This is a genomic window from Actinoplanes cyaneus, assembly GCF_016862095.1.
GTDB classification, from domain to species: Bacteria; Actinomycetota; Actinomycetes; order Mycobacteriales; family Micromonosporaceae; genus Actinoplanes; species Actinoplanes cyaneus.
The window spans coordinates 98,506-119,819 of sequence record NZ_BOMH01000001.1; the positions used below are offsets into that span (position 1 = coordinate 98,506).

Consider the following 21,314-nt stretch of genomic DNA (forward strand, 5'->3'; position numbering starts at 1 on the left):
GCCGGGGAGCCGGCCCGGGCTCACCGCGGGTGAGTATCCGTACTCACGCGCCGCACCACCCGATCAGTAGGCTGATCATCGACATGAGTGAGCGAGCGGCACACCGGTGGACAGTCCTGGCCGGGCTCGGCGGCTGCCTGCTGATCGTGGTGGACCGGTCCTCGGGCGCGACCCCGACGAACCTTCTCGCTCCGGCCGTCGTGGTGTCGCTGCTGCTGGTGCGTCGCTGGCCCGTCCTGCTGCTCGCCGGCGTGGCACTGATCCCGGCGGCGCCCGCCGTGGCCTTCGCCCCGCTGGTCGTCGGCGTGCTCGGCGCCGCGCAGAGCCTGCTGGACCGGGGCGCGCCTGGGCGGGGCGCCGGGCTGACCGGGGTGGCGACCGGCGCGCTGCTGTTCGGCGATGCGCTCGCCGGGCAGGACCGTCCCGCTCCAATCGCGCTGCTGGTGATCGGAGCGGCCGTCGTGCTGGTAGCCGGGGCGGCTGTCGTACCGGCGGCCGGGGCTGCCGTGGCTGCCGGGGCTGCCGGGGTGACCCCGCTGCCCGCGGTCCGGTCCCGGACGCCGGCCACCGGCTGGACCGCCGGACGCGTACGGCTGATGGCCGGCGCCGCGACGGCGGCTTTCCTGATCTCGCCGGTGTCCCTGGACGTGATCGGGCGCCTCGGGCTGTGGCTCGGGGTCGGCGAGAGCACCTTCGACCACTATCCGCTGGCCCGGGTCGCGATCACCGGCACGGTGGTCCTGATGATCGGTATCGGTCTCGCCGCGGTCGCCGGGAAGTGGTCGCTGGCCGGCGCGGCGGCTGCCGCCACGGTCCAGATCGGCGTGTCGGCGCCACTGGCGCTCGCCGTCGCCGCGCTCGCCGGGACGGTCGTGTCACCCTGGCCGGGCGCGATCGCCGGCGTCGCGGCGGGTGCGGCCGTCGCCGCGACCAGGTGGCGGGTCCCGGCCGCGGCGCTGCTGACGGTCGGGGCCGCCTCGGCCCTGTTCATCGCGTACGAGGCAGCCGGTGGCCACCCCGAGAAAGCCGTCGGCCAGCATCGGGTGCTGCCGGCCCTGGTTTTGCTCGTGCTGGTCACCGCGGCCGCCACGGCGGTGACGGGCGCGATCGCGCCGGTCCTCGCCGGGCGCGGGGCGATCCCGGCCGCGCTGGGCCCGCTGGCCGGCACGCTGACGCTCGGCGGGATGTTCGCGACCCAGGTCAGTTTCGTGCGGGGCCGCACCCCTGTCGACTTCACCACGGCGCCGGTGCCGCACATGGTCACCGCCGGTTACCTGCTGCTGGCCGCGGGCGCCGCGGTCGGTGGCCTCGGCGTGGCGCACCACATCACCGAGCGGTGGGCCGAGCGTCAACGCGCCGAGCTGATCCGGCTGGAGGCGGCGGCCGCGGAACGGGACCGGCTGGCCCGCCCCATCCACGACGGCGTGCTGCAGGTGCTCGCCCTGGTGCAGCGCGAGGGCGCCGGTCTCGGCGGCTCCGGCGCGCGCCTCGCGGAGCTGGCCGCCGAGCAGGAGGTGGCGCTGCGCACCCTGCTCAGCGGCGGAGGCTCGCTCGCCGGCCCGGCACCGGGGGACGATCTGCGGGCGGCCCTGCTCGCGCTCGCCACGCCGGCGGTGGAGGTGGCCGCGCCGGCCACGCCGGTGGTGTTCCCGGCCGCCGGCGAGGTGGTCGCGGCGGTCCGGGCTGCGCTGGAGAACGTGGTCCGGCACGCCGGCCCGGGCGCCCGGGCCTGGGTCCTGCTGGAAGATGAGAGCCAGGACGAGGGTGGCGGCGTGCGCGTGACGGTACGCGACGACGGCGCCGGCTTCGTGATGTCCCGGCTGGACGAGGCGGCGCGCGCCGGCCGGCTGGGCGTGGCCCAGTCGATGCGCGGTCGTATCCGCGACCTCGGCGGCACCACCACGATCCACAGCAGCCCGGGGCAGGGCACCGAGGTGGAGTTCTGGATCCCGCGCCGCGCGCGGCGACAGCGCGGCGGCTGAAGGCGCTCCGTCAGGGGCGGCGGGACTGCCTGCGGCGCCGCCACCCGGCGATGCCGGCGACGATCTCGTCGCGGTAGAAGTGCAGGGTGAGCCCGGGCGAGATCAGCATGACGGCCACCCCCGCGATCGCCGGGAAGAGCAGCTCGGCGCCGGAGTCGGTCCAGGCGGCCGTCGCGTCCGGCCCGCTGACGATCGCCGGGACCGGACCGGTCGGACGCTGCGCCGGCCGGTAACGGATGCGCACGTCGTCGATGCGCAACCCGCCGCCGGTGAAGACGCCGCGGCACTCCCAGCCGTCGTCCTTGGACCCGTCCTCGACCCACACGCAGTCCCGGAACGGCGCGACCTGGCCGGGCTGCCCGACGAAGTACGCCTTCGCCTGGTCGTAACCGGCCGAGTAGAGGATCGCCGTGCCGGTGGCCAGCGGAATGGCCAGCACCCCCGCGATGAACAACTCGTGCCAGTACTTCATGCCTCGGTGAGCACCCCGCCGGCCTCGGTGTACGAGGCGCCCGTCTCCGGGCACACCCACCCGCCGTCGCCCTTCGGGGTCAGCGGCTTGCCCGCCTTGCCGACCCACCCGATCCGGCGAGCCGGCACGCCCACGACCAGCGCGAAGTCCGGCACGTCCTTGGTCACCACGGCGCCCGCCGCGACCAGCGCCCACCGGCCGACGGTCACCGGGGCGACGCAGACCGCCCGCGCGCCGATCGCCGCGCCCTCGCCGATCGTCACGCCGACCGCGGTCCAGTCGTGACCGTCCTTGAGCCGGCCGTCCGGGGTTACCGAACGCGGGTACTCGTCGTTGGTGAGCACGGCGGCCGGGCCGATGAACACGCCGTCGGCGAGCCTGGCCGGCTCGTAGACCAGTGCGTGGTTCTGCAGCTTGACGTTGTCGCCGATCGTCACGCCCGGACCGACGTACGCCCCTCGTCCGATGGTGCAGTTGCCGCCGAGCACAGCACCCTCGCGGATCTGGGCGAGGTGCCAGATCCGGGTGCCGGGGCCGATCTCGGCGCGGGAGTCCACATCGGCCGTCGGAGCCACCGTCACGTCGGTCATGGAAAGCCTTTCACCTCTGGTCGCGCACAGGGTAGCGGAGGCCCTGCCGGTGCTATGTCAGGAAGGCGACGCGAGACCCTCAAGTGACCGTTGGTCTAACCGGAACGGCCGAACGGATCGGCTTTCGCCGCGGGCGCGCGGGATTCCGACATGGACCTGGCGTCACTCCTAAGGGGATCGATAGCTTGCCAAGGGTTCGCCATGCCCGACCACAGAAACGGGAAGTCTGTTGAACGCGTCCGAGCCGATCGGGATCGCCGTCATCGGGGCCGGGTACTGGGGCCCCAACCTCGTCCGCAACTTCCAGGGCAGCACCCGGTTCCGGCTGCGGTGGCTCTGCGACCTCGACGTCGAACGGGCCCACCGTGTCCTCGGCGGTTACTCCACCGTGCAGGTCACCGCCGACCTGGAGGAGGTGCTCGCCGACCCGGCCGTGCAGGCCGTCGCGATCGCCACCCCGGCCGGCACCCACCTCAAGGTGGCGTTGTCCGCGCTGCGCGCCGGCAAGCACGTCCTCGTGGAGAAGCCCCTCGCTGCCACGTACGAGGAAGGCCTTCAGCTCGTCGAGGAGGCCGACGAGCGCGGGCTGACCCTGATGTGCGACCACACCTACTGCTACACGCCGGCCGTGCTGCGCATCCGCGAGTTGCTGCACTCCGGCGAGCTCGGCGAACTGCACTTCCTCGACTCCGTACGGATCAATCTCGGTCTCGTCCAGCGCGACATCGACGTCCTGTGGGACCTCGCGCCGCACGACCTGTCGATCCTGGACTTCGTGCTGCCCCCGGGGGTCACCCCGGTGGCCGTCGCGGCGCACGGCGCGGACGGGATCGGCGCCGGCCGGGCGTGCGTGGCGTACCTGACGCTGAAGCTGTCCAACGGCGCGATCGCGCACATCCACGTGAACTGGCTGTCCCCCGTGAAGATCCGCACCGCGATCTTCGGCGGCTCCAAGCGCACGCTCGTGTGGGACGACCTGAACCCCAGCCAGCGGCTGGCCATCTACGACCGGGGCGTCGACGTGGCGTCCACGGACGAGCTCGGCGACGAGCAGCGCCGGGACATCCTGATCTCGTACCGCTCCGGCGACATGGTCGCGCCGGCGCTCACCGAGCGGGAGGCGCTGCGCACCATGGTCGACGAGTACGCGCGGGCGATCACCACCAAGACGCCCGCACTCACCGACGGCCGCTCCGGGCTGCGGGTACTGGAGCTGCTGCAGGCGGCCTCCCGTAGCCTCGCCGAGGGCGGCACGATGATCACGATCGACGAAGGGCACATGGCGTGACGGCTGTATCGATCGAGGGCGCGCGCGCCCTGGTCACCGGCGGGGCGGGCACCATCGGCTCGCACGTGGTCGACGAACTCGTCCGTGGCGGCGCCGCGGAGATCGTCGTCCTGGACAACTTCGTGCGCGGCCGGCGGGAGAACCTGACCTGGGCGCGCGAGAACGGCCCGGTCACGCTGGTCGAGGGCGACATCCGCGACGTCGACCTGGTGCGTTCCGTGACCGCGGGCAAGGACCTGGTGTTCCACCTGGCCGCGATCCGGATCACGCAGTGCGCCGAGGAGCCGCGGCTGGCCAACGAGGTGCTCGTCGACGGCACGTTCAACGTGATCGAGGCGGCCGCCGAGGCCGGCGTGAAGAAGCTGATCGCGTCGTCGTCCGCGTCGGTCTACGGCCTGGCCGAGCAGTTCCCGACCACCGAGCGCCACCACCCGTACAACAACGACACGTTCTACGGCGCGGCGAAGGCGTTCAACGAGGCCACGCTGCGCAGCTTCAAGGCCATGAAGGACCTGGACTACGTGGCGCTGCGGTACTTCAACGTCTACGGCCCGCGGATGGACATCTTCGGTCTCTACACCGAGGTGCTGATCCGCTGGATGGAGCGCATCGAGTCCGGCACTCCCCCGCTGATCCTCGGCGACGGCCTGCAGACCATGGACTTCGTGCACGTGGCCGACATCGCCCGCGCCAACATCCTGGCCGCGACGGCCGACGTCACCGACGACGTGTTCAACATCGCGTCCGGCGAGGAGACCAGCCTCAAGGACCTGGCCGCCGCGCTGTCCGCGGCCATGAAGTCGGACCTGGCGCCCGAGCACGGCCCGGCCCGCGCGGTCAACGGCGTCACCCGCCGGCTCGCCGAGGTCGAGCACACCTACGAGACGATCGGCTTCCGCGCCGAGATCGGCCTCACCGAGGGTCTCAAGGGGCTCGTCGACTGGTGGCGGTCCTCCAAGTGATCCCCGTCATGATCCCCATGCTCGGGGAGGAGGAGGCGCAGGCCGCCGCGGACGCCGTCCGCTCCGGCTGGGTCGCCCAGGGGCCCCGGGTCAAGCAGTTCGAGCAGGAGTTCGCGGCGACCGTCGGCGCCGGCCACGGCGTCGCGGTCAGTTCCTGCACGACCGGCCTGCACCTGTCGCTGGTGCTCCTCGATCTGCGGCCCGGCGACGAGGTGATCGTGCCGTCGCTGTCGTTCATCGCCACCGCGAACGCGGTCCGCTACGTCGGCGCCACCCCGATCTTCGCCGACGTCGACCTCGCCACCGGCAACCTGACCGTCGACACGATCGACGCGGTCCGCACCGACCGGACCCGCGCGATCATCGCGGTGCACCAGGGCGGCGTGCCGTTCGACACGGCCGCCGTCCGCAAGGCCGCCGCCGACTGGGGCGTCGCGCTGGTCGAGGACGCCGCCTGCGCCGCCGGTTCGACCGTTTACGGTCAGCCGGCCGGCACCGGCGCCGCCATCGCCGCGTGGTCGTTCCACCCGCGCAAGGTGCTCACCACCGGTGAGGGCGGGATGGTCACGGTCGACGACGCCGAGGTCGCGGTGCGCCTGCGCCGGCTGCGCGAGCACGGCATGAACGTGTCCGCCGCCGACCGGCACGCCAGCTCACAGCCGGTGCTGGAGGCGTACCTGGAGACCGCCTACAACTACCGGATGACCGACATCCAGGCCGCGGTGGGCCTGGTGCAGCTCGGCCGGCTCGCCGGTCTGGTCACGCAGCGCCGCGAACTGGCCGCCCGTTACCAGGAGTTGCTGTCCGGCATCGACGGCCTGGTGCCGGTGCGGGACCCGGCCCACGGGACGACCAACTTCCAGTCGTTCTGGGTGCTGATCGACCGGCCGTACCGCACCGGCCGTGACGACGTCCTGGCCGAGCTGGCAACCCGCGGCGTCTCGGCGCGGCGCGGCATCATGGCCTCGCACCTGGAGCCGGCCTATGCCGACGTCACGCCGGGCCCGCTCCCGGTCACCGAGAGGATCACCCGCGATTCCCTGATCCTCCCCCTGCACCACAAGGTGACCGAAGACGATCAGCAATTCATCGTCGACATCTTGCGCGAGCTCGCCTGATCCTCGAGGCGCGAGAATAGGCGGGGCCGATTCGCCGGTCTCGCCTATCGGCGTTTCCCATTTACATTCTTCATTGCCTATCTCCGCCGGGGTACAGATCGTCGCTCCCGCGGGGACCCTTGCGGGCTTCGCAGGGCCGTGGCCGGCCCAGAACGCAAAGCCCGAAAGGGCGGCCTCCGCGGGTGGGCGCGGTCAACCCAAAGCACATTCGCCCGAGCCGGCCCCGACCCGCGCAAGTCCCGCCGGCACCACCACGCAACGCCGCCTGACGCACCCCGAGATCCAGCCCACCCCCGCAAGCTGGCCGTCAGGGGTGCTTCAGCACCCGGACACACACCTGAAGGCCAGCCCACCCGGACCAGCTGGCCGCCAGAGGTGCTTCAGCGCACGGAGGCGGGGCCGAGGGCGAGCACCGGACGGAACGGGGCATCCGGGTGGGCGCGACGGTGTCACGGCGAAGTGGGGTCGGCTTGGGTGCGTTCGTGTGTTGCGGGGGCGGCCGCCTTCGGATGATGATGCCCCGACAAGATCAGCTGGGGCGAGGAGACGTATGAGGAATCCGGTGCTCAGGGGCCGGACACGTGCTCTCCTGGCGGCCGTGACGGCGCTGGTGGTGGCCGGTGGGATCGCGGGCCGGAGCTACCTGCAGTGGCTCAGCATCCCGTATGAGCCGCTGCCCGCCACGGGCGCCCCCGGTCCGGCCGTCTGCCCGCCGACCTGGCCGGGGAACCAGGTGACGAGGTCGGTGCGCGGTCCGCTCGTCGCCGACGATCCCCGGCTCGCGCTGCTCTGCCACTACCAGACCATTCTCGGCGAGCCCTGGCCCCTGGCCGCGACCTCGACGGCGACCGCGAACGCGCCGAAGGCCGCCCGGTATCTCAACGACCTTCCCGAGGAGGACTCCACGGTCTGCCCCCTGTGGCAGCCGGCCGTCGAGTACGCCGTCGTGTTCGAGTACGCCGACCGGCAGCCCATGACCGTGACGCTGGGCTGCATGATGAGCCGCGGCAACGTCACGAGAGTCGAGACCGACTCGCAGGAGATCGCGGACTTCTGGAACGTGACCTACAACCAGCTCCCGCGATAGGGGCACGTCAGGCGGGTGTTCCGGCGGCGAGCAGGTTGAGCAGGAAGGCGACGGTGGCCGGCTCCGGGTCGGTACGCCCGGCGAGGACGTCGTCGAGCCACTCGTCGCGCAGGAAGCCCGTGTCGCGCAGCGGGGTCGCGACGGAAGGCTCGGCTCGCAGGTGCGCGACCACCAGGGCGGACATCTCGGCGGCGCCGAGCTGGGGGCGGCCCTGACCACGGAGCTTCTGGCGGATCTTGCGGACGGCCTTCCGCGCGGTGACCCGGTAGGCGGCCGTGCGCGCGGCCAGACCGGGCTTGCCAAGACGGTTCGGGAGCAGGCCGGAGTCCAGCGGGACGGCTGCCAACGCCGGGTCCAGCAGGGTGATCAGGCGGCCGGTGAGCAGGCCGTTCCGCTTCTCCGACGGGCGGACGGCGTGGGCGAGCTGGATGAAGCGGCGGTCGAACATCGGGTTGACGAAGTGACGGTTGGCCGCGGCGACCGAGCCGTGCGCGCCGGACCAGCGCTGCATCCGCTGGTACAGGTAGAAGTGGTCGGTCGCGGCCAGCCACTCCGACGGGTAGCCCTCGAACGACTCGACGATGACCGACAGCGCGTCGGACCGCGCGGACGCGGCGAAGTCGGGAGCGAGCGCGTCCGGCGAGACGGCCTCGTTGGCGTAGAGACGCCAGGTCGCCAGCTTCTCGATGAGCCGGGGACCGGTCGTCGCGCCGCTGGGCTGGCCGAAGTAGTAGAAGCCGCGGCACGTCTCGCCGCCCAGACCGGAGAGCCGGTGACCCTGGTCCAGCCGCGACTCGGCGCGCAGCAGCGGGGCCAGCGCCAGTGGGCTGGCCATGCAGTCGAGGTCGCGCGCCGCCCGTACGGCCAGGTCGAAAGCCTCCGCGGGAGTGACAGCGGGGCCCTCGTCCATCCAGTGCACCTGGAGGTTCAGGCCGGTCAGGCCTGCCAGCCGGGTCGCGAAGCGGGAGTCCGTGCCGCCGTGCACGTCGAGTGTCAGCGCGGGCAGATCGCGCCGCAACTCGGCCGGGATCGCGGCGAGCAGCACGCGGGTGTCCTGACCGCCGGTCAGCTGGAGCACCGACCGCGGGTGGTCCCGCAGGTAGTTCTCGTGGAACTCGCGCATCAGGGCGGCCTGCTCGGCGGCGGCCTCCTCGACCGACGGCGGCGGGCCGTCGACGGCGAGGGACTCCTCGACATACCGGTGCAGGGTGACCCGGCCCTGCTCGAGCACGGCGAGGGTGCCGGCCGGGACCTTCTGCACGCCGGCGAAGACGGTGCGCGACCCGACCTGCCACCCGACGAGACTCTGCACGGCGAGCGCCTGCCGGTCGAGGCCCGCGCCGGCCAGGGCGGCCAGGGCGAGCGCGCTGGTGGAGACGGCGGCGGCCCCGTCGCCCTGCCACCAGAAGAGCTGCTGGAAGCCGAGCCAGTCGGTGGTGGCGACCACGGAGACACCGTCGCTGTGGGCCGCGCCGAACGGCGGGACCAGCGCGGCCAGCAGCGACCCGTCCGCCTTGACGCCGTCGCGCAGCAGCACCGTGAGCGCCTCGGTGGAGACGTCACCGCCCCGGGTGCGGGCGGCCTTGCCGAGCCGGACGGTGAACGAGCCGTCGTCGACCCGGTCGGCCTCGCCGGCGCCGCCCATCGCCACCCAGCCGGTCGCGGTGCGGGTGACGACCGGCTCCCCGGCGAGGAGGCCCAGGACGGTGGAGGCGGGAGCGAGCTCCCCGGAAACCGCGAGGAACGACCTCACCGCACAATTCCAATCATGTGCCTCACCCTAGTATCCACAGAGGCCGGTCAGAAAGCGCCGAGAGGGCAGCGGGATCCGACATTCGGCCTCCCTTTCCCGTACTGCCGAGTCGTTCTTCCGACGCTGTGGAATTGACTTCCCGGCGCGTGGTCTAATCCTTGGATGCGGGCTCCTATCTGGACGCGGCGGACTGTCGACGCGGCCTTCTCCGGGCCGGATAACAGTTTCGGTTTCCTTCGCCTGTTGTTCGCCTTCGCCGTCCTGGTCTCCCATTCCCTGCCGCTGGGTTACGGCGAGCCGGATCCGGGTGGCGGGCTCTCGCACGGGCAGACCGGGCTCGGCGAGATCGGCATCCTCGGGTTCTTCACGATCTCCGGGTTCCTGATCACGCGCAGTGCCGGCCGGGTCCCGCTCCCCCGCTACCTGTGGCATCGCGGCCTGCGGATCCTGCCCGGGCTGTGGGTGTGCCTGATCGTGACGGCGTTGGTCTTCGCCCCGGTCGTCGCGCTGATCGAGCGCGGCAGCCTGACCGGGGTGTTCAGCGAGCCGGGTGGCCCGTTCGGCTACGTGGTGAACAACGCCGCGATCGCGATCCGGCAGTACGGGATCTCGGGACTTCTGCTCGACACGCCGTACGGCAAGCTGACCGGCTCGTCGGTTTTCGACGGCTCGCTGTGGAGCCTGCTGTACGAGGTGCTCTGCTACTTCATGGTCGCCGGGCTCGCGCTGATCGGCGTCCTCAAGCGCGCCCGATGGGTGGTCGCCGTGCTGGCGGGCGGCCTGTTCGCGCTGATCGTCCGCGACTTCGTGACGGCCCCGCACATCCCCGGCCCGCAGGGTGATCACGGCCCGTTCCTGGGCATCGGCGGCCTCGACACGTACTCGCTGGTGTATCTGACGTACGTCTTCCTGCTCGGCGCCCTGTTCGAGGTGTACCGCAAGCGGATCGTCCTCAACGACCTCGGCGCGATCGTCGCCGCCGTGGTGCTGATCGCAAGCCTGCAGTTCGGCGGCTTCGACGTCGTCGGCTACCCGGCGTTCGCGTACCTGACGCTGTGGCTGGCGATCCGCCTGCCGAAGCCGTTCCGGCGGGTCGGCCGGCGCCACGACTACTCCTACGGCTTCTACATCTACGCGTTCCCGGTCCAGCAGCTGCTGGCGCTGTTCGGCGTGCCGGAGCTGGGCCTGTTCGCCTACGTCGTGCTCGCCAGCCTCGGCACGTTCGCGCTGGCCATCCCGTCGTGGCACCTCGTGGAGCGCCCCGCCATGTCACTCAAGCACTGGACGCCCCGTCAGCGCACCACCGCGGGCGACCAGGCATCCGGGACGAAGATCGACGGGGTGCCGGTGCCGTCCGCCGGGACGACCCAGACGTCGCTGGCCGAGGGGCCGCTGCCGGAGCGCGGCAGGCCGTAAAGGACCCGCTGGTCGTCGAGCCACTCGATCTGGTCGTCGACGCTGTGCTTCTCGGTCAGCAGGGTGGACTTCCCGGTCGCGAGGTCGTGAACGGCGATCATCCACTGGCCTTCGGGCTGCCCGTTGCGGGTCTTGAAGGCGACCCGGGTGCCGTCCGGCGACAGCGACGGGCACTCCGCGTCCTCCCGCAGCGTGGTCAGCGCACGGTCGCGAAGGCTGCCGCGGACGAGCCAGGTCTTGTCACCGGACGCGGCGGTCGCGTAGAAGTGGTCGCCGTCGCCGGCGAACGTGACGCCCCACAGGTTGCGGTTCTGCGCGGTGGTGCGCCTGCCGTCGACGTACAACGTGAAGTCGGTCTCGAGGTTGAGGCTCTTGCCCCCGGACGACGGGGTCACCAGCGTCTCGGTGGAGAAGTCGCCCGGCGAGGAGTAGGCGTGACCGGAGACGAACGTGGTGGTGGCCGCCCACGAGCCGTCCGGCGAGAGCCTGGTGCGGCTCGGCACGCCGTTGAGCGGCAGCGGGGCGCGCACCTCCCACCTCTGATTCAAGATCTCCGCTGTGTACGTCGTGACCAGGCTCGGCTTCGAGTACAGGCACACGGCCTCGTCGCGGTGGGCGTAGACCCGATCGCAGGTGACCCCGGTGAACGCGCGCGGCCCGCCCGGGTTGTCGAGCGGCACCATCGCCACCTTGCCGTAGTCGTCGCCGATCGCCGTGCTGCGGAACACCACATGCGGCTCGGCGGTCACCGTCGCCAGCTCGGCGACCGGCACGGGCGGCGCCGCGGCGACCTCGTCGGCCTTCTCCTGCCGCGTGTGCAGGATCGACCAGAGGGTGCCGCCGACGGCCAGCACGAGCACGACGGCGAACGCCGCCAGTTTGGAACGCGGACTCACGTGTCGATGCCCTTCAGCAGCCACCCGGCCACACCGATGCCGGCGACCAGGAAACCGGCCGCCAGGTAGAGCGCGTGCTGCGGCCCCAGCAGCTGCCACAGCCCGGCGAAGGACAGCGAGACGGCGAAGCGGGCGAGCACGACGACGGTCTGCGCGGCGGCGATGCCACTGCCCCGGGCGGCGGCCGGGACCCGTTTGCTGATCAGCGCGGGCAGCACGCCGTCGGTCGCCGCGTAGTACGCCCCGAGCAGGCCCAGCGCGACCAGCGTGGCGATCAGGCCACCGCTGGAACCACCCGCGACCAGGTAGGTGAGCAGCAGCGCGGCGTGCCCGCCGAGGAACACCCGGGCGCGCCCGACCCGGTCGGCGAGCCGCCCGAGCGGGATGGCCAGGGTCAGGTAGACGACGTTGGTCCCGACATACATCAGCGGGAACCAGCGGGCCGCGAACTCGCCGCTGTGCTGCAGCGACAGGTAGAGGAAGCCGTCGCTGACCGTGCACAGGCCGAGCAGCCCGGCCGCGAGCAGCGGCTTACGCAGTCGTGGGCTCGCCAGCTCGCGGAACAACCGCTTCGCGGCCAGGCCCCCGCCCGGCGTACGCAGATCCGGCACGAACAGCACCAGCATGGTCACGCCGAGCAGCCCGAACGCGAACGACGCCACGAAGACCGACGAGTACCCACCGGGGACGAGCAGAAGCAGGCCGAACGCGGCGAGCGGGCCGAGCGCGGCGCCGATCGTGTCCAGGGTCCGGTGCACGCCGAACGCCCGGCCCAGCATCGACGGCTCGGACGCGTCGGCGATCAGCGCGTCCCGCGGGGCGGTGCGAAAACCCTTGCCCAGACGGTCGGCGGTGATGACGCCGGTGATCGCGGCGAAGCTGTGCGCCGGGATCAGCGCGATGCGGCTGAGCGCGGAGATGCCGTAGCCGAACGCCGCGACCCACTTGGGGCGGCTGGTGCGGTCGTTAAGGTAGCCGCCGAAGATCCGGACCAGGGCGCTGACACCCTGGTAGAGGCCGTCGACGACGCCGTACGCCAGCAGGCTCAGGCCGAGCTCGGCGGTCATGTAGAGCGGCAGGACGGCGGTCACCATCTCCGACGAGATGTCGGTGAGCAGGCTGACCACGCCGAGCAGGACGACCGTCGTGGCCACTCGCGCCTTGGGGCCGGCCGTCCCGTTCTTGCCCGGCCGGTCCCGGATGGTGATGTACACGCTCAGCTCTCCAAGGCCACTTTCAGCGCCCGCACGGTCTGCTCCTGCTGGTCGGCGGTGATCTGCGGGTAGAGCGGCAGCGACAGGATCTCGCCGGCTGCCTGCTCGGCGAGGGGGAAGCTGCCGGCCGGGTACTTCTCGTCGGCGAAGGCGGGCGTCAGGTGCAGAGGGTACGGGTAGTGGATGCCCGCGCCCACGCCCGCCTCGTGCAGCTTCGCCAGGACGGCGTCACGCCGCGACGGGCCGCCGGGGATGCGCACGACGTAGAGGTGCCAGACGTGCTCGTTGCCCTCCAGGGTGGCGGGCCGGACGACGTCCACGCCGGCGAGCAGCTCGTGGTAGCGGGCGGCGGCGGCGCGGCGCTGCTGGTTCCAGGTGCCGAGCCGGGCGAGCTTGGCCCGCAGGACGACGGCTTGCAGCGCGTCGAGGCGGGAGTTCACGCCGACCAGGTCGTGCCGGTACTTCTGGAGGCCGCCGTGGCTGCCCAGCGTCCGTACCGCAATCGCCTGATCGTGATCGGGGGTGAGCACCGCGCCGGCGTCACCGTAGGCGCCCAGGTTCTTGCCCGGGTAGAAGCTGGTCGCGGCGATGCCGTCGGCACCCGCGGCCCGGCCGTGGCGCAGCGCTCCCTGGGCCTGGGCGGCGTCCTCGACGACAGCGACGCCGGTGTCCGCCAGTGCCTCGCGCAGGCGAGGAGCGTCGGCGAGCTGCCCGTAGAGGTGCACCGGCACGACGGCCTTCGTCCTCGGGCCGACCGCCGCGAGCATCCTGTCGACGTCCACCAGGTAGGTGGCCGGATCGATGTCGGCCAGCACGACGCGTGCGCCGATCCGGGCGACCGGCTCGGCCGTGCCGACGAACGTGTTCGCCGGGACGACGACCTCGTCGCCCGGCCCGACCCCGGCCGCGCGCAGGGCCAGCTCGACCGCGTCGGTGCCGTTCGCGACGCCGACGACGTGCGCCACGCCGGAGAAGTCGGCGAACTCGCGCTCGAACGCCGAGACCTCGGGACCGCCGACGAACCCGGTGGTGGCCAGCACCCGTTTGAAGCCGGCGTCGACCTCCTCGGCGACCTCGGCGTGGGCGGCTTGCAGATCGACGAGCGGAATCATGTCGGGTGCGCTCCGGAGTTGAGGGGTCTGGAGTGGACGGACGCTACTACCGGGGCGACCCCTGCGGCAGTGCTGTGACGGCTATCCGGCAGGCCGGTCTTCGTCACGGTACGTCGTCGCCGGCTCGTCTACTGTAGTCAGCGCCGCACGCGGGCCGGTGCCATCCGTTGGGTGCGGCGGACCGGCCGTTCGGCTCGTATTCGACGATCCCCGTCGGCTCCACGATGGCTGAAGGTGTCTGCAATGGAGGACGCGCCGTCGGTAGGGTCGGGCCCGTTGGGATCACGCCCTCGGGGAGGAATCATCTTGATGTCGACGGCGCTCGCGCCGGCGCGCACCGACGAGCGGCTCACCGGTGTTCCCGGCGAACCGCTCGATCACCGGCGCTACCGGCGGATGCGGTTCATCCGGCGCTTCGAGGAGACGCTGCTCCAGCTCTTCGAGGAGGGTGCGTTGAACGGGACCACGCACGCCTGCATCGGGCAGGAGGCGGACGCCGTCGCCGTCACCGAGCACCTCACCGAGGGCGACCACATCTTCAGCAACCACCGCTGCCACGGGCACTACCTGGCGCACTCCGGCGACGCGCTGGGGCTGATGGCCGAGATCATGGGCAAGGAGGCCGGCGTCTGCCGCGGCCTGGGCGGCAGCCAGCACATCTGCGCGCCCGGCTTCAAGTCCAACGGCGTGCAGGGCGGCATCGTGCCGAACGCGGCCGGCATCGCCCTGGCCAACCAGCTCTCCGGCAACGATGCGGTCAGCGTCGTCTTCATCGGCGACGGGACGCTCGGCGAGGGCGTGGTCTACGAGACGCTGAACATGGCCTCGCTGTGGAAGCTGCCGTTGCTGGTCGTCTGCGAGGACAACCGGTGGGCGCAGAGCACGCCGATCGCCGCCAACATGGCCGGCTCGTTCCCGGGCCGGTTCTCCGCGTTCGGCGTCCCGGTCCGTTCCGTCGACTCCACCGACGTGGCCGAGATCAGTCAGGCCGCCGGTCAGGAGATCGCCGCGGTGCGCGCCGGTGAGGGGCCGCGGGTGCTGCTGATCCACACGTACCGGCTGTGCCACCACTCGAAGAGCGACGACGAGCGCCCGGAGCAGGAGATCGCCGAACGCTGGCTCGTCGAGCCGCTCGTGGTGCACGGCCGGCGGCTCTCCGACTCCGACCGGCTGCGGATCGACGACGAGGTGGAGACCGCGCTGGGCGAGGTCGTGGCGACGGCGAGGGCCCTGCCGTGATCTTCGCGAAGGAGCTCGGGGACACGCTGCGCGGCGCGCTCACCGACGACCAGCGGGTGGTTCTGCTCGGGGAGGACATCGCCGACCCGTACGGCGGCGCCTTCAAGGTGACCCGCGGACTGTCGACGGCGTTCCCGGCCCGGGTGCGGACCACGCCGATCAGCGAGGGAGCGATCGCCGGGGTCTCCGCCGGGCTCGCCCTGGCCGGGTACCGCCCGATCGCCGAGGTGATGTTCGGTGACTTCCTGACGCTGATGTTCGACCAGGTCGTCAACCACATCACCAAGTACCAGACGATGTACGCCGATCAGGCCACCTGCCCGGTGATCATCCGCGCCGCGACCGGCGGCCATCGGGGTTACGGCCCCACCCACAGCCAGAGCCTGGAGAAGCACTTCCTCGGGGTGCCGCATCTGCGCGTCGTGGCCGCGTCGCTCTACCACGACCCGCGCGTGGTGTTCGCGGACTTCCTCCGGCGCGACGAGCCGGTGCTCTACGTGGAGCACAAGCTGCTCTACCCCCAGCACCTGACACTGCCGGTGAACGGCATGGTCGGGGACCTGATCGCCACCTCCTCCGGCATGCTCCCGACGGTCCGGCTGTCGGCAGTGCCCCGCGAGGACTGCACCGTCAGCGTGCTGGCCTACGGATATCAGGCCCACCTCGCGGCCAAGATCGTCGAGCGCCTGGCCATCGAGGAGGAGATCTTCGCCGAGCTGATCGTGCCGGCGCAGATCGCCCCGATGGACTGGGCGCCGGTGCTCTCCTCCGTCACCGCGACCCGCAGCCTGGTCACCGTCGAAGAAGGCGCCGGCGGCTGGTCCTGGGGAGCCGAGGCGGCATCGGTGGTCTCCCGCGAGTTGTTCGGCACGCTGCGGCGGCCGGTGGACGTGGTGGCCAGCGAGCCGACGATCATCCCGTCGTCCAAGGCCAAGGAATCGGCCGTGCTGGTCGGTAGTGCTCAGATCGAGGCAGCCATCAGGAGGGCCAGTTGAATCCGGTTCTGGTTCCCACCAACGACGTCAACAGCGAGCACGGCATCCTGGTGATGTGGTTCGCCGAGGACGGCGCCGAGGTGGAGAAGGACGAACTGCTCGCCGAGGTGGAGACGAGCAAAGCGGTCCTCGAGGTGCTCGCCCCCGTCGCCGGGGTGCTGCTGCACGGCGCCGCCAAAGGCACCGAGGTGCCGCTGTCACAGCCGATCGCGCACCTCTTCGCGGACTCCGCCGCCCGCACCTCGTACGTCGAACAGCAGGCCGCCCTCGTCGCGGAAAGGCCCACCGCCGGCCCGAGGGCGACGGTCAAGGCCCAGCAGCGGGCCGCCGAGCTCGGGATCGACCTGGCCACCCTCGGACTCGACCGCCTCATCACGGTCAAGGACGTCGAAGCCACCGTCGCCGTGCCGGTCACCGCTCCCGCCGACCTGCCCGTCCCCCTGCCCGGCGCGCCCGGCCGTCAGCGGATCCTGATCGTCGGGGCGGCTCTCGGGGCGACCCAGGTGCTGGACATCCTGGCCGGCAGCACGACACAGCAGGCCGTGGCGATCGTCGACGACGACGCCTCCCGGTGGGGCGCCACGGTGCACGGGATCCCGGTGGTCGGCGGGTCGTCGCTGGTCGGGTCCCTCTTCGCGGACGGCTCCTACGACGCGGCGATCATCGCGATCGGGCGGTCACCGGCGGTGCGCGCCAAGTTCCGGGCCCTCTGCGCCGACGCCGGGGTGCCGCTCGCGAACGCGATCGACCCGACAGCGAAGATCGCCACCGACGTCACCATCGGACAGGGCAACATCGTTTGCGCGTTCTGCCACCTCGCGACCGGGGTGCGGGTCGGTGACAACAACTTCTTCTCGGCGTACAACTCGTTCGACCACCACAGCGTGATCGGCGACGACAACGCCAGCGGCCCGTCGGTCGTGACGTCCGGCAAGGTGACGATCGGCTCCCGGATCAGGTTCGGCACCGGCATCTTCATCGAGCCGGACGTGGTCGTCGGCGACGACGCGGCGATCGCGTCGGGCGCGGTCATCGTCAGCTCCGTCCCGGCCGAGCACGCCGTCAAGACGAAGATCGTCACCACCACGGTCGTTCCGCTGCGCCGCTGACCAGCGCGGTCGTCCCCTGGCCGCCACCGTTGCCCCGCTGCGCTGCTGGCCAGCGCGGTCGTCGCGCCGGCCGTCACGGGCATCGTGCTGTGCTGCTGGCCGCCGCTGCCCGGCAGGTGGCGGGACGTTGCCGCGTCCCGCCACGCGTGCCGGTCAGGGCTGCAGCGGCAGCAACGCGCAGGCCGAGGCCGCCGGGACACCGGCCAGGCGGCGGCCCAGCCAGTCGACGGCCGTGCCCTGGTCCGTCAGCAGCGGACCGAAGTGGTTGATCAGCGGGCTGATGGTGGGCGCCAGCACCACCGGGGCGTAGACGACCTTGCCACCCAGGGCACACCAGTCGGCGGCCATCGTGCGGGCCTGCCGATGCGGGACCAGGTTGTCGCTGGTGCCCGTCGCCACCCGGACGATCCCGGCCGGCTTGCGGGTCCCGATCCGCTGATCGTCGATGAAGGACTTCAGCAGGGGCTCGGCGGCGATGATCTCGGTGACCGACTGGCCGGTCGTGGTCCACGACGAACTATGCTCGCCCGCGAAGTTCAGGATCGCGTCGCCGACACACATCGACGACAGACGCCCGAGGACGGTACGTCCGCTGTCGCTGAGATACCGGTCGAGCACCGACCGCAGCTCCGGATCGGACTGGGCGAACCCGTTGATGGACCAGCCGAGCGCGCCCGCCAGCTCGGTGCCGTCGATGCCGGCCGTGACCGCGGCCAGGTTCGCCGGCGGCGCGCCCGCGTAGGTTGCCGTGACCTTGACGTCCGGGGCATACGTGGCCTGCAGCTCCGCGGCCGAGGCGACCGCGCCGCCGCCCTGGCTGTAGCCGTAGAGCCCGATCAGCGACTTGGCGGTGATCGACGTGCCGGGCAGGGCACGGGCGGCCCGGGCGGCGTCCAGCACCGCGTGGCCCTCGTCGACCCGATTCACGTACGTGTGCAGGCGATCCGTGGTTCCGAGGCCCGCATAGTCGGTCTGGACGACGGCGATGCCCTTGGCCAGCAGCCGGTAGATGGACAGCACCTCGTAGCCGATGGAGACCGTCAGCTGATCGTTCTCGGTCCCGAGGATGAGGCCGCGCTGCAGGGCGAGGGACGTGGAACACTGGTCGCCCTGGCCCATCGTGCCCGGCGCCAGCACGACCAGCGGCCGGGCGCCGCCACCCGCCCAGCGGGCGGCCGGTTCGACGTAGGCGCCCGTGACGGCGACCGGTTGCCCGTTCGAGTCGGTTGACTTGTACATGATCCGGGTCGCGGTGCCCGGCAGCGTTCCGGTGATGCCGGGCAGCGACAGCGCGAGCGGGAGCGGCTCGCTGCGGATCAGCGCACCGTCGGCGGCCGGCAGCGTCGCCGGCGGCGTGTAGAACGCGGGGATGGTGACGGCGGCTTGTGCCGGTGCTGAAACGCCGACCGCCGCAGCGGTCGTCACGGCAGCCAGCACGGCGAGAAAGCGCAGGCGAAGGGGCATGTCCGGCCTCCGGTGGAGTTGGCTCGGCTCTGGTTACCGGACGGTAACCATCGGAACCGATACATTCCAGAGCCCTGATTTCTCACTCCGTCGGCAGCAACAGCCCACCGGCCCCCCACACGCCAGGAGCCGACGGCCGCTCACCGGCCCCCCGCACGCCAGGAGCCGACGGCCGCACACCGGGCCCCCGCACGCCAGGAGCCGGCTGCCACTCATCGGCCGCCGCACGCCTGGTGCCGAGGGCCGCTCGCCGGCCGCCGCACTCCAGGAGCCGACAGCCGCCCACCAGCCCCCGCCGGCAAACGCACCGAGAGCAGGCAACCGCCAGGAGCCAACGGCCGTTCAGCGGTTCCAGGCGCTAGCGCTGCAGGTAGTGCAGGACCGCGAGCACTCGGCGATGATCGTTTCCTGACGACGGCAGGCCGAGCTTCGTGAAGATGCTGGTGATGTGCTTCTCGACCGATCCGTAGGCGAGCACCAGCTGTTCGGCGATAGCCGTGTTCGACCTGCCTTCGGCCATGAGCGCCAGCACGTCGCGTTCCCGGGGTGTCAGCTCGGCCACGTGGCCGGACTGACGGCTCGCCGCGAACATCTGGGTGACCACCTCGGGGTCGAGGACTGTCTCCCCCGCCGCGACCCTGGTCAGCGCATCGATGAAGTCGCTGACGTCGGCGACCCGGTCCTTCAGCAGATACCCGACTTTCTGCGCACCGCCGGCCAGCAGATCCGCGGCATACCTCGTCTCGATGTACTGCGAGAAGACGAGCACGCCGGTCTCCGGATGATCGCGGCGAATGGCGATCGCCGCCCGCACCCCCTCGTCCGTGTGGGTCGGCGGCATCCGGACGTCCGCGATCACCACGTCCGGCTGGTGTTCCGCGACGGCGACGAGCAACTCGGCCGCGTCGGCCACCGCGGCGGCCACGGTGTGCCCGCGGCTGGTCAGGATGTGGGTCAGACCGTCACGCAGCAATGCTGTGTCCTCGGCGATCACGACACGCATGGCAACTCCCCGCCGATGACGAACAACACCGGAAGACCCCCGATCCTCACGACGCGCAAGGCAACTCTCCCGCCGTCAACAACAACACCGGCATGCTTCCGATCCTCGCGACACGCAAGGCACCTCCCCCGCCCTCACCAACAACACCGGCAGCCCCCGATTCTCACGACACGCAAGGCAACTCGCACGATCGCCGACGACGTCGGCAGTTCAGGGATCGTCAGGACGGGCAAGGCAACTCCACCGTGACCACGGTCGGGCCTCCGACGGGACTGTCGATGTCGAGGCGCCCGTCGACGGTGCGGACCCGGTCGGTGAGGCCGGCCAGACCGCCCCGAGCCTGGGCGCCGCCCCGGCCCTGATCGGCCACCCGTAGTCGCAGTCGCCCGTCGTTCTGCTCGACGCCGACCACGGCGCGCGGTGCGCCGCTGTGTTTGGCGACGTTGGTGAGCAGCTCGGCAATGCAGAAATACGCAATGGTCTCGACAGCCGGCGACGGCCGCCGGGCGATAGTGACGGTCAGGTCGACCGCCACCGGGCTGCGGGCCGCCAGGGTCGCCAGCGCCGCGTCGAGACCGCTGTCGAGGATCGGCGGGTGGATGCCGCGGACCAGGTCACGCAGCTCCACCAGGGCGGCCTTCGCGTCGCGGTGGGCCGTGCCGACAAGCTCGCGGGTCTGCGGGTCGCCGCCGCTCTGCTCCAGATGTTCCTTGGCGGCGCCGAGGTTCATCGCCAGGGCCACCAGCCGAGCCTGAGCGCCGTCGTGCAGATCGCGCTCGATGCGGCGCAGGGCCGCGGCGGACTCCTGAACCGCGAAGTTCCGGCTCGCCTCCAGCTCGCGGACCCGCTCGTCCAACCGGCGCGCATCGAGGAGGTCGGTGACGAGCATGCGATCCAGCGTCAGCACGGCCCGCAGGGCGAGCGGTGCGAGCAGCAGCAGGACGGCGCCGATCCCAGCCGTCAGGATCGCCCGCGGCCAGGTGTCCAGGTAGACGCCACCGGGCAACGGCAGACCGGCACGCAACACTCCGACGGCGTCGGCCTGCGACGGGATCAACCGCCACCAGGCTGGATAGGTGAGAGCTCCGAATCCATATCCGTAGCCGACGATGACGACCGCCATGGACAGCACAGCGATCGGCGCTTTCAGGATCAGATAGACCACTGCGCGCCAGGCTGCCCGGTCGGTGAGACCGGCCCGGACCCAGCCGGTGAGCCCGGCACCGCCGCGCGGTGGAGGCGGTGCCGTGGTCGCCACACCGAGAAGGCGCCGGGCGAGCGCGCGGTGCAGCCCGCCGAGCAGCCGGGCGCCACGGAGGCCGGCACTCAGGACCGGCAGACCGACGACGGTGAGCGAGAGCAGGGCGCCGCCGGCCACGACATATGCCGTGTAGGCCAGGCCGGCCAATCCGAGGGGCATCCCGATCAGGGCGTAGAGCAGCTGGCGGAGTGTGCGTGCGTGGGCGGGCATGCATCCAGGATGGACGATGACGGATCGGCCCGGGAGCCGGTGGTCCCCCGTCTTACCCCCGGGTTGTCCCCAGGGTCGAAGACGGGGGCTCACCTGGTCGAGCCGGCGTGGCAGAACCGGCAGAGTCTGCGGCGTCAACGATT

17 protein-coding genes are annotated in these 21,314 nt (G+C 71.7%); 9 read left to right on the forward strand and 8 right to left on the reverse strand.

Going from position 1 to position 21,314, the window contains the following annotated elements; all coding sequences use genetic code 11:
• Positions 1-83: 83 nt before the first annotated feature.
• Positions 84-1,982: a sensor histidine kinase gene (locus Acy02nite_RS46285; protein ID WP_239173996.1), complete on the forward strand. Its 1,899-nt coding sequence runs from the start codon at positions 84-86 to the stop codon at positions 1,980-1,982.
• A gap of 10 nt (positions 1,983-1,992) precedes the next feature.
• Here Acy02nite_RS46285 and Acy02nite_RS00385 read toward each other — a convergent pair whose 3' ends face one another.
• Positions 1,993-2,454 carry a hypothetical protein gene (locus tag Acy02nite_RS00385; protein ID WP_203737329.1) on the reverse strand — a complete coding sequence of 154 codons (462 nt, stop codon included), beginning with the start codon at positions 2,452-2,454 and terminating at the stop codon, positions 1,993-1,995.
• Positions 2,451-3,044 carry an acyltransferase gene (locus Acy02nite_RS00390; protein WP_203737331.1) on the reverse strand — a complete coding sequence of 198 codons (594 nt, stop codon included), beginning with the start codon at positions 3,042-3,044 and terminating at the stop codon, positions 2,451-2,453. The genes Acy02nite_RS00385 and Acy02nite_RS00390 overlap by 4 nt, the downstream gene beginning before the upstream one ends.
• Before the next feature lie 229 nt (positions 3,045-3,273).
• Between Acy02nite_RS00390 and Acy02nite_RS00395 the strand changes: the two genes are divergently transcribed.
• The 4 genes from Acy02nite_RS00395 to Acy02nite_RS00410 all read left to right on the forward strand — a co-directional run bounded on the left by Acy02nite_RS00395 (position 3,274) and on the right by Acy02nite_RS00410 (position 7,499).
• On the forward strand, positions 3,274-4,332 hold the full coding sequence (locus Acy02nite_RS00395) for a Gfo/Idh/MocA family protein (RefSeq protein WP_203737333.1): 1,059 nt from the start codon (positions 3,274-3,276) through the stop codon (positions 4,330-4,332).
• Complete coding sequence (locus Acy02nite_RS00400) at positions 4,329-5,294, forward strand: NAD-dependent epimerase/dehydratase family protein (protein WP_203737334.1); 966 nt, start codon at positions 4,329-4,331, stop codon at positions 5,292-5,294. Before Acy02nite_RS00395 ends, Acy02nite_RS00400 begins: the two co-directional genes overlap by 4 nt.
• A gap of 8 nt (positions 5,295-5,302) precedes the next feature.
• The gene (locus Acy02nite_RS00405) at positions 5,303-6,412 is read left to right on the forward strand and encodes a DegT/DnrJ/EryC1/StrS family aminotransferase (protein WP_203737336.1); all 1,110 of its coding nucleotides are present in this window, start codon (positions 5,303-5,305) and stop codon (positions 6,410-6,412) included.
• A 598-nt stretch (positions 6,413-7,010) separates the two neighbouring features.
• Positions 7,011-7,499 (forward strand): hypothetical protein, encoded by a 489-nt coding sequence (locus tag Acy02nite_RS00410; protein ID WP_203737338.1) that lies wholly within the window; start codon positions 7,011-7,013, stop codon positions 7,497-7,499.
• Between the two features lie 7 nt (positions 7,500-7,506).
• Here the strand turns inward: Acy02nite_RS00410 and Acy02nite_RS00415 are convergent, their stop codons facing one another.
• Positions 7,507-9,252, reverse strand: a complete 1,746-nt coding sequence (locus Acy02nite_RS00415; RefSeq protein WP_203737340.1) for an asparagine synthase-related protein — start codon at positions 9,250-9,252, stop codon at positions 7,507-7,509.
• A gap of 162 nt (positions 9,253-9,414) precedes the next feature.
• Between Acy02nite_RS00415 and Acy02nite_RS46290 the strand changes: the two genes are divergently transcribed.
• Complete coding sequence (locus Acy02nite_RS46290; protein ID WP_239173998.1) at positions 9,415-10,668, forward strand: acyltransferase family protein; 1,254 nt, start codon at positions 9,415-9,417, stop codon at positions 10,666-10,668.
• A gap of 892 nt (positions 10,669-11,560) precedes the next feature.
• On the opposite strand, the gene Acy02nite_RS00425 is transcribed toward Acy02nite_RS46290, so the two are convergent.
• On the reverse strand, positions 11,561-12,778 hold the full coding sequence (locus Acy02nite_RS00425; protein WP_203737344.1) for an MFS transporter: 1,218 nt from the start codon (positions 12,776-12,778) through the stop codon (positions 11,561-11,563).
• Positions 12,779-12,780: 2 nt separating this feature from the next.
• A complete protein-coding gene (locus Acy02nite_RS00430) occupies positions 12,781-13,890 on the reverse strand; it encodes a DegT/DnrJ/EryC1/StrS family aminotransferase (protein WP_203737346.1) in 1,110 nt (369 codons plus the stop codon).
• Between the two features lie 309 nt (positions 13,891-14,199).
• On the opposite strand from Acy02nite_RS00430, the gene Acy02nite_RS00435 reads away from it, so the two are divergent.
• Genes Acy02nite_RS00435 through Acy02nite_RS00445 form a run of 3 tightly spaced genes read left to right on the forward strand, consistent with a single transcriptional unit; the run spans position 14,200 to position 17,233 of the window.
• Positions 14,200-15,129 carry a thiamine pyrophosphate-dependent dehydrogenase E1 component subunit alpha gene (locus Acy02nite_RS00435; protein ID WP_203737348.1) on the forward strand — a complete coding sequence of 310 codons (930 nt, stop codon included), beginning with the start codon at positions 14,200-14,202 and terminating at the stop codon, positions 15,127-15,129.
• Positions 15,126-16,124: an alpha-ketoacid dehydrogenase subunit beta gene (locus tag Acy02nite_RS00440; protein WP_203737351.1), complete on the forward strand. Its 999-nt coding sequence runs from the start codon at positions 15,126-15,128 to the stop codon at positions 16,122-16,124. Before Acy02nite_RS00435 ends, Acy02nite_RS00440 begins: the two co-directional genes overlap by 4 nt.
• Entirely contained in the window at positions 16,121-17,233 is a 1,113-nt protein-coding gene (locus Acy02nite_RS00445; protein WP_203737353.1) for a biotin/lipoyl-containing protein, read from the forward strand. The genes Acy02nite_RS00440 and Acy02nite_RS00445 overlap by 4 nt, the downstream gene beginning before the upstream one ends.
• Positions 17,234-17,386: 153 nt before the next feature.
• Here Acy02nite_RS00445 and Acy02nite_RS00450 read toward each other — a convergent pair whose 3' ends face one another.
• The 3 genes from Acy02nite_RS00450 to Acy02nite_RS00460 all read right to left on the reverse strand — a co-directional run bounded on the left by Acy02nite_RS00450 (position 17,387) and on the right by Acy02nite_RS00460 (position 21,171).
• On the reverse strand, positions 17,387-18,697 hold the full coding sequence (locus Acy02nite_RS00450) for a lipase family protein (RefSeq protein WP_203737355.1): 1,311 nt from the start codon (positions 18,695-18,697) through the stop codon (positions 17,387-17,389).
• A 358-nt stretch (positions 18,698-19,055) separates the two neighbouring features.
• Positions 19,056-19,700, reverse strand: a complete 645-nt coding sequence (locus Acy02nite_RS00455) for a response regulator (protein WP_203737357.1) — start codon at positions 19,698-19,700, stop codon at positions 19,056-19,058.
• A gap of 220 nt (positions 19,701-19,920) precedes the next feature.
• A complete protein-coding gene (locus tag Acy02nite_RS00460) occupies positions 19,921-21,171 on the reverse strand; it encodes a sensor histidine kinase (protein WP_203737364.1) in 1,251 nt (416 codons plus the stop codon).
• Positions 21,172-21,314 lie beyond the last annotated feature (143 nt).

Excerpts from the sequence above, each read along its gene's own strand:
- Acy02nite_RS00390 (WP_203737331.1), bottom strand. The coding sequence starts at position 3,044 with ATGACCGACGTGACGGTGGCTCCGACGGCCGATGTGGACTCCCGCGCC.
- Acy02nite_RS00460 (WP_203737364.1), bottom strand. The coding sequence starts at position 21,171 with ATGCCCGCCCACGCACGCACACTCCGCCAGCTGCTCTACGCCCTGATC.
- Acy02nite_RS00455 (WP_203737357.1), bottom strand. The coding sequence starts at position 19,700 with ATGCGTGTCGTGATCGCCGAGGACACAGCATTGCTGCGTGACGGTCTG.
- Acy02nite_RS00435 (WP_203737348.1), top strand. The coding sequence starts at position 14,200 with ATGTCGACGGCGCTCGCGCCGGCGCGCACCGACGAGCGGCTCACCGGT.
- Acy02nite_RS46285 (WP_239173996.1), top strand. The coding sequence starts at position 84 with ATGAGTGAGCGAGCGGCACACCGGTGGACAGTCCTGGCCGGGCTCGGC.
- Acy02nite_RS00430 (WP_203737346.1), bottom strand. The coding sequence starts at position 13,890 with ATGATTCCGCTCGTCGATCTGCAAGCCGCCCACGCCGAGGTCGCCGAG.
- Acy02nite_RS00385 (WP_203737329.1), bottom strand. The coding sequence starts at position 2,454 with ATGAAGTACTGGCACGAGTTGTTCATCGCGGGGGTGCTGGCCATTCCG.
- Acy02nite_RS46290 (WP_239173998.1), top strand. The coding sequence starts at position 9,415 with ATGCGGGCTCCTATCTGGACGCGGCGGACTGTCGACGCGGCCTTCTCC.
- Acy02nite_RS00405 (WP_203737336.1), top strand. The coding sequence starts at position 5,303 with ATGATCCCCATGCTCGGGGAGGAGGAGGCGCAGGCCGCCGCGGACGCC.
- Acy02nite_RS00450 (WP_203737355.1), bottom strand. The coding sequence starts at position 18,697 with ATGCCCCTTCGCCTGCGCTTTCTCGCCGTGCTGGCTGCCGTGACGACC.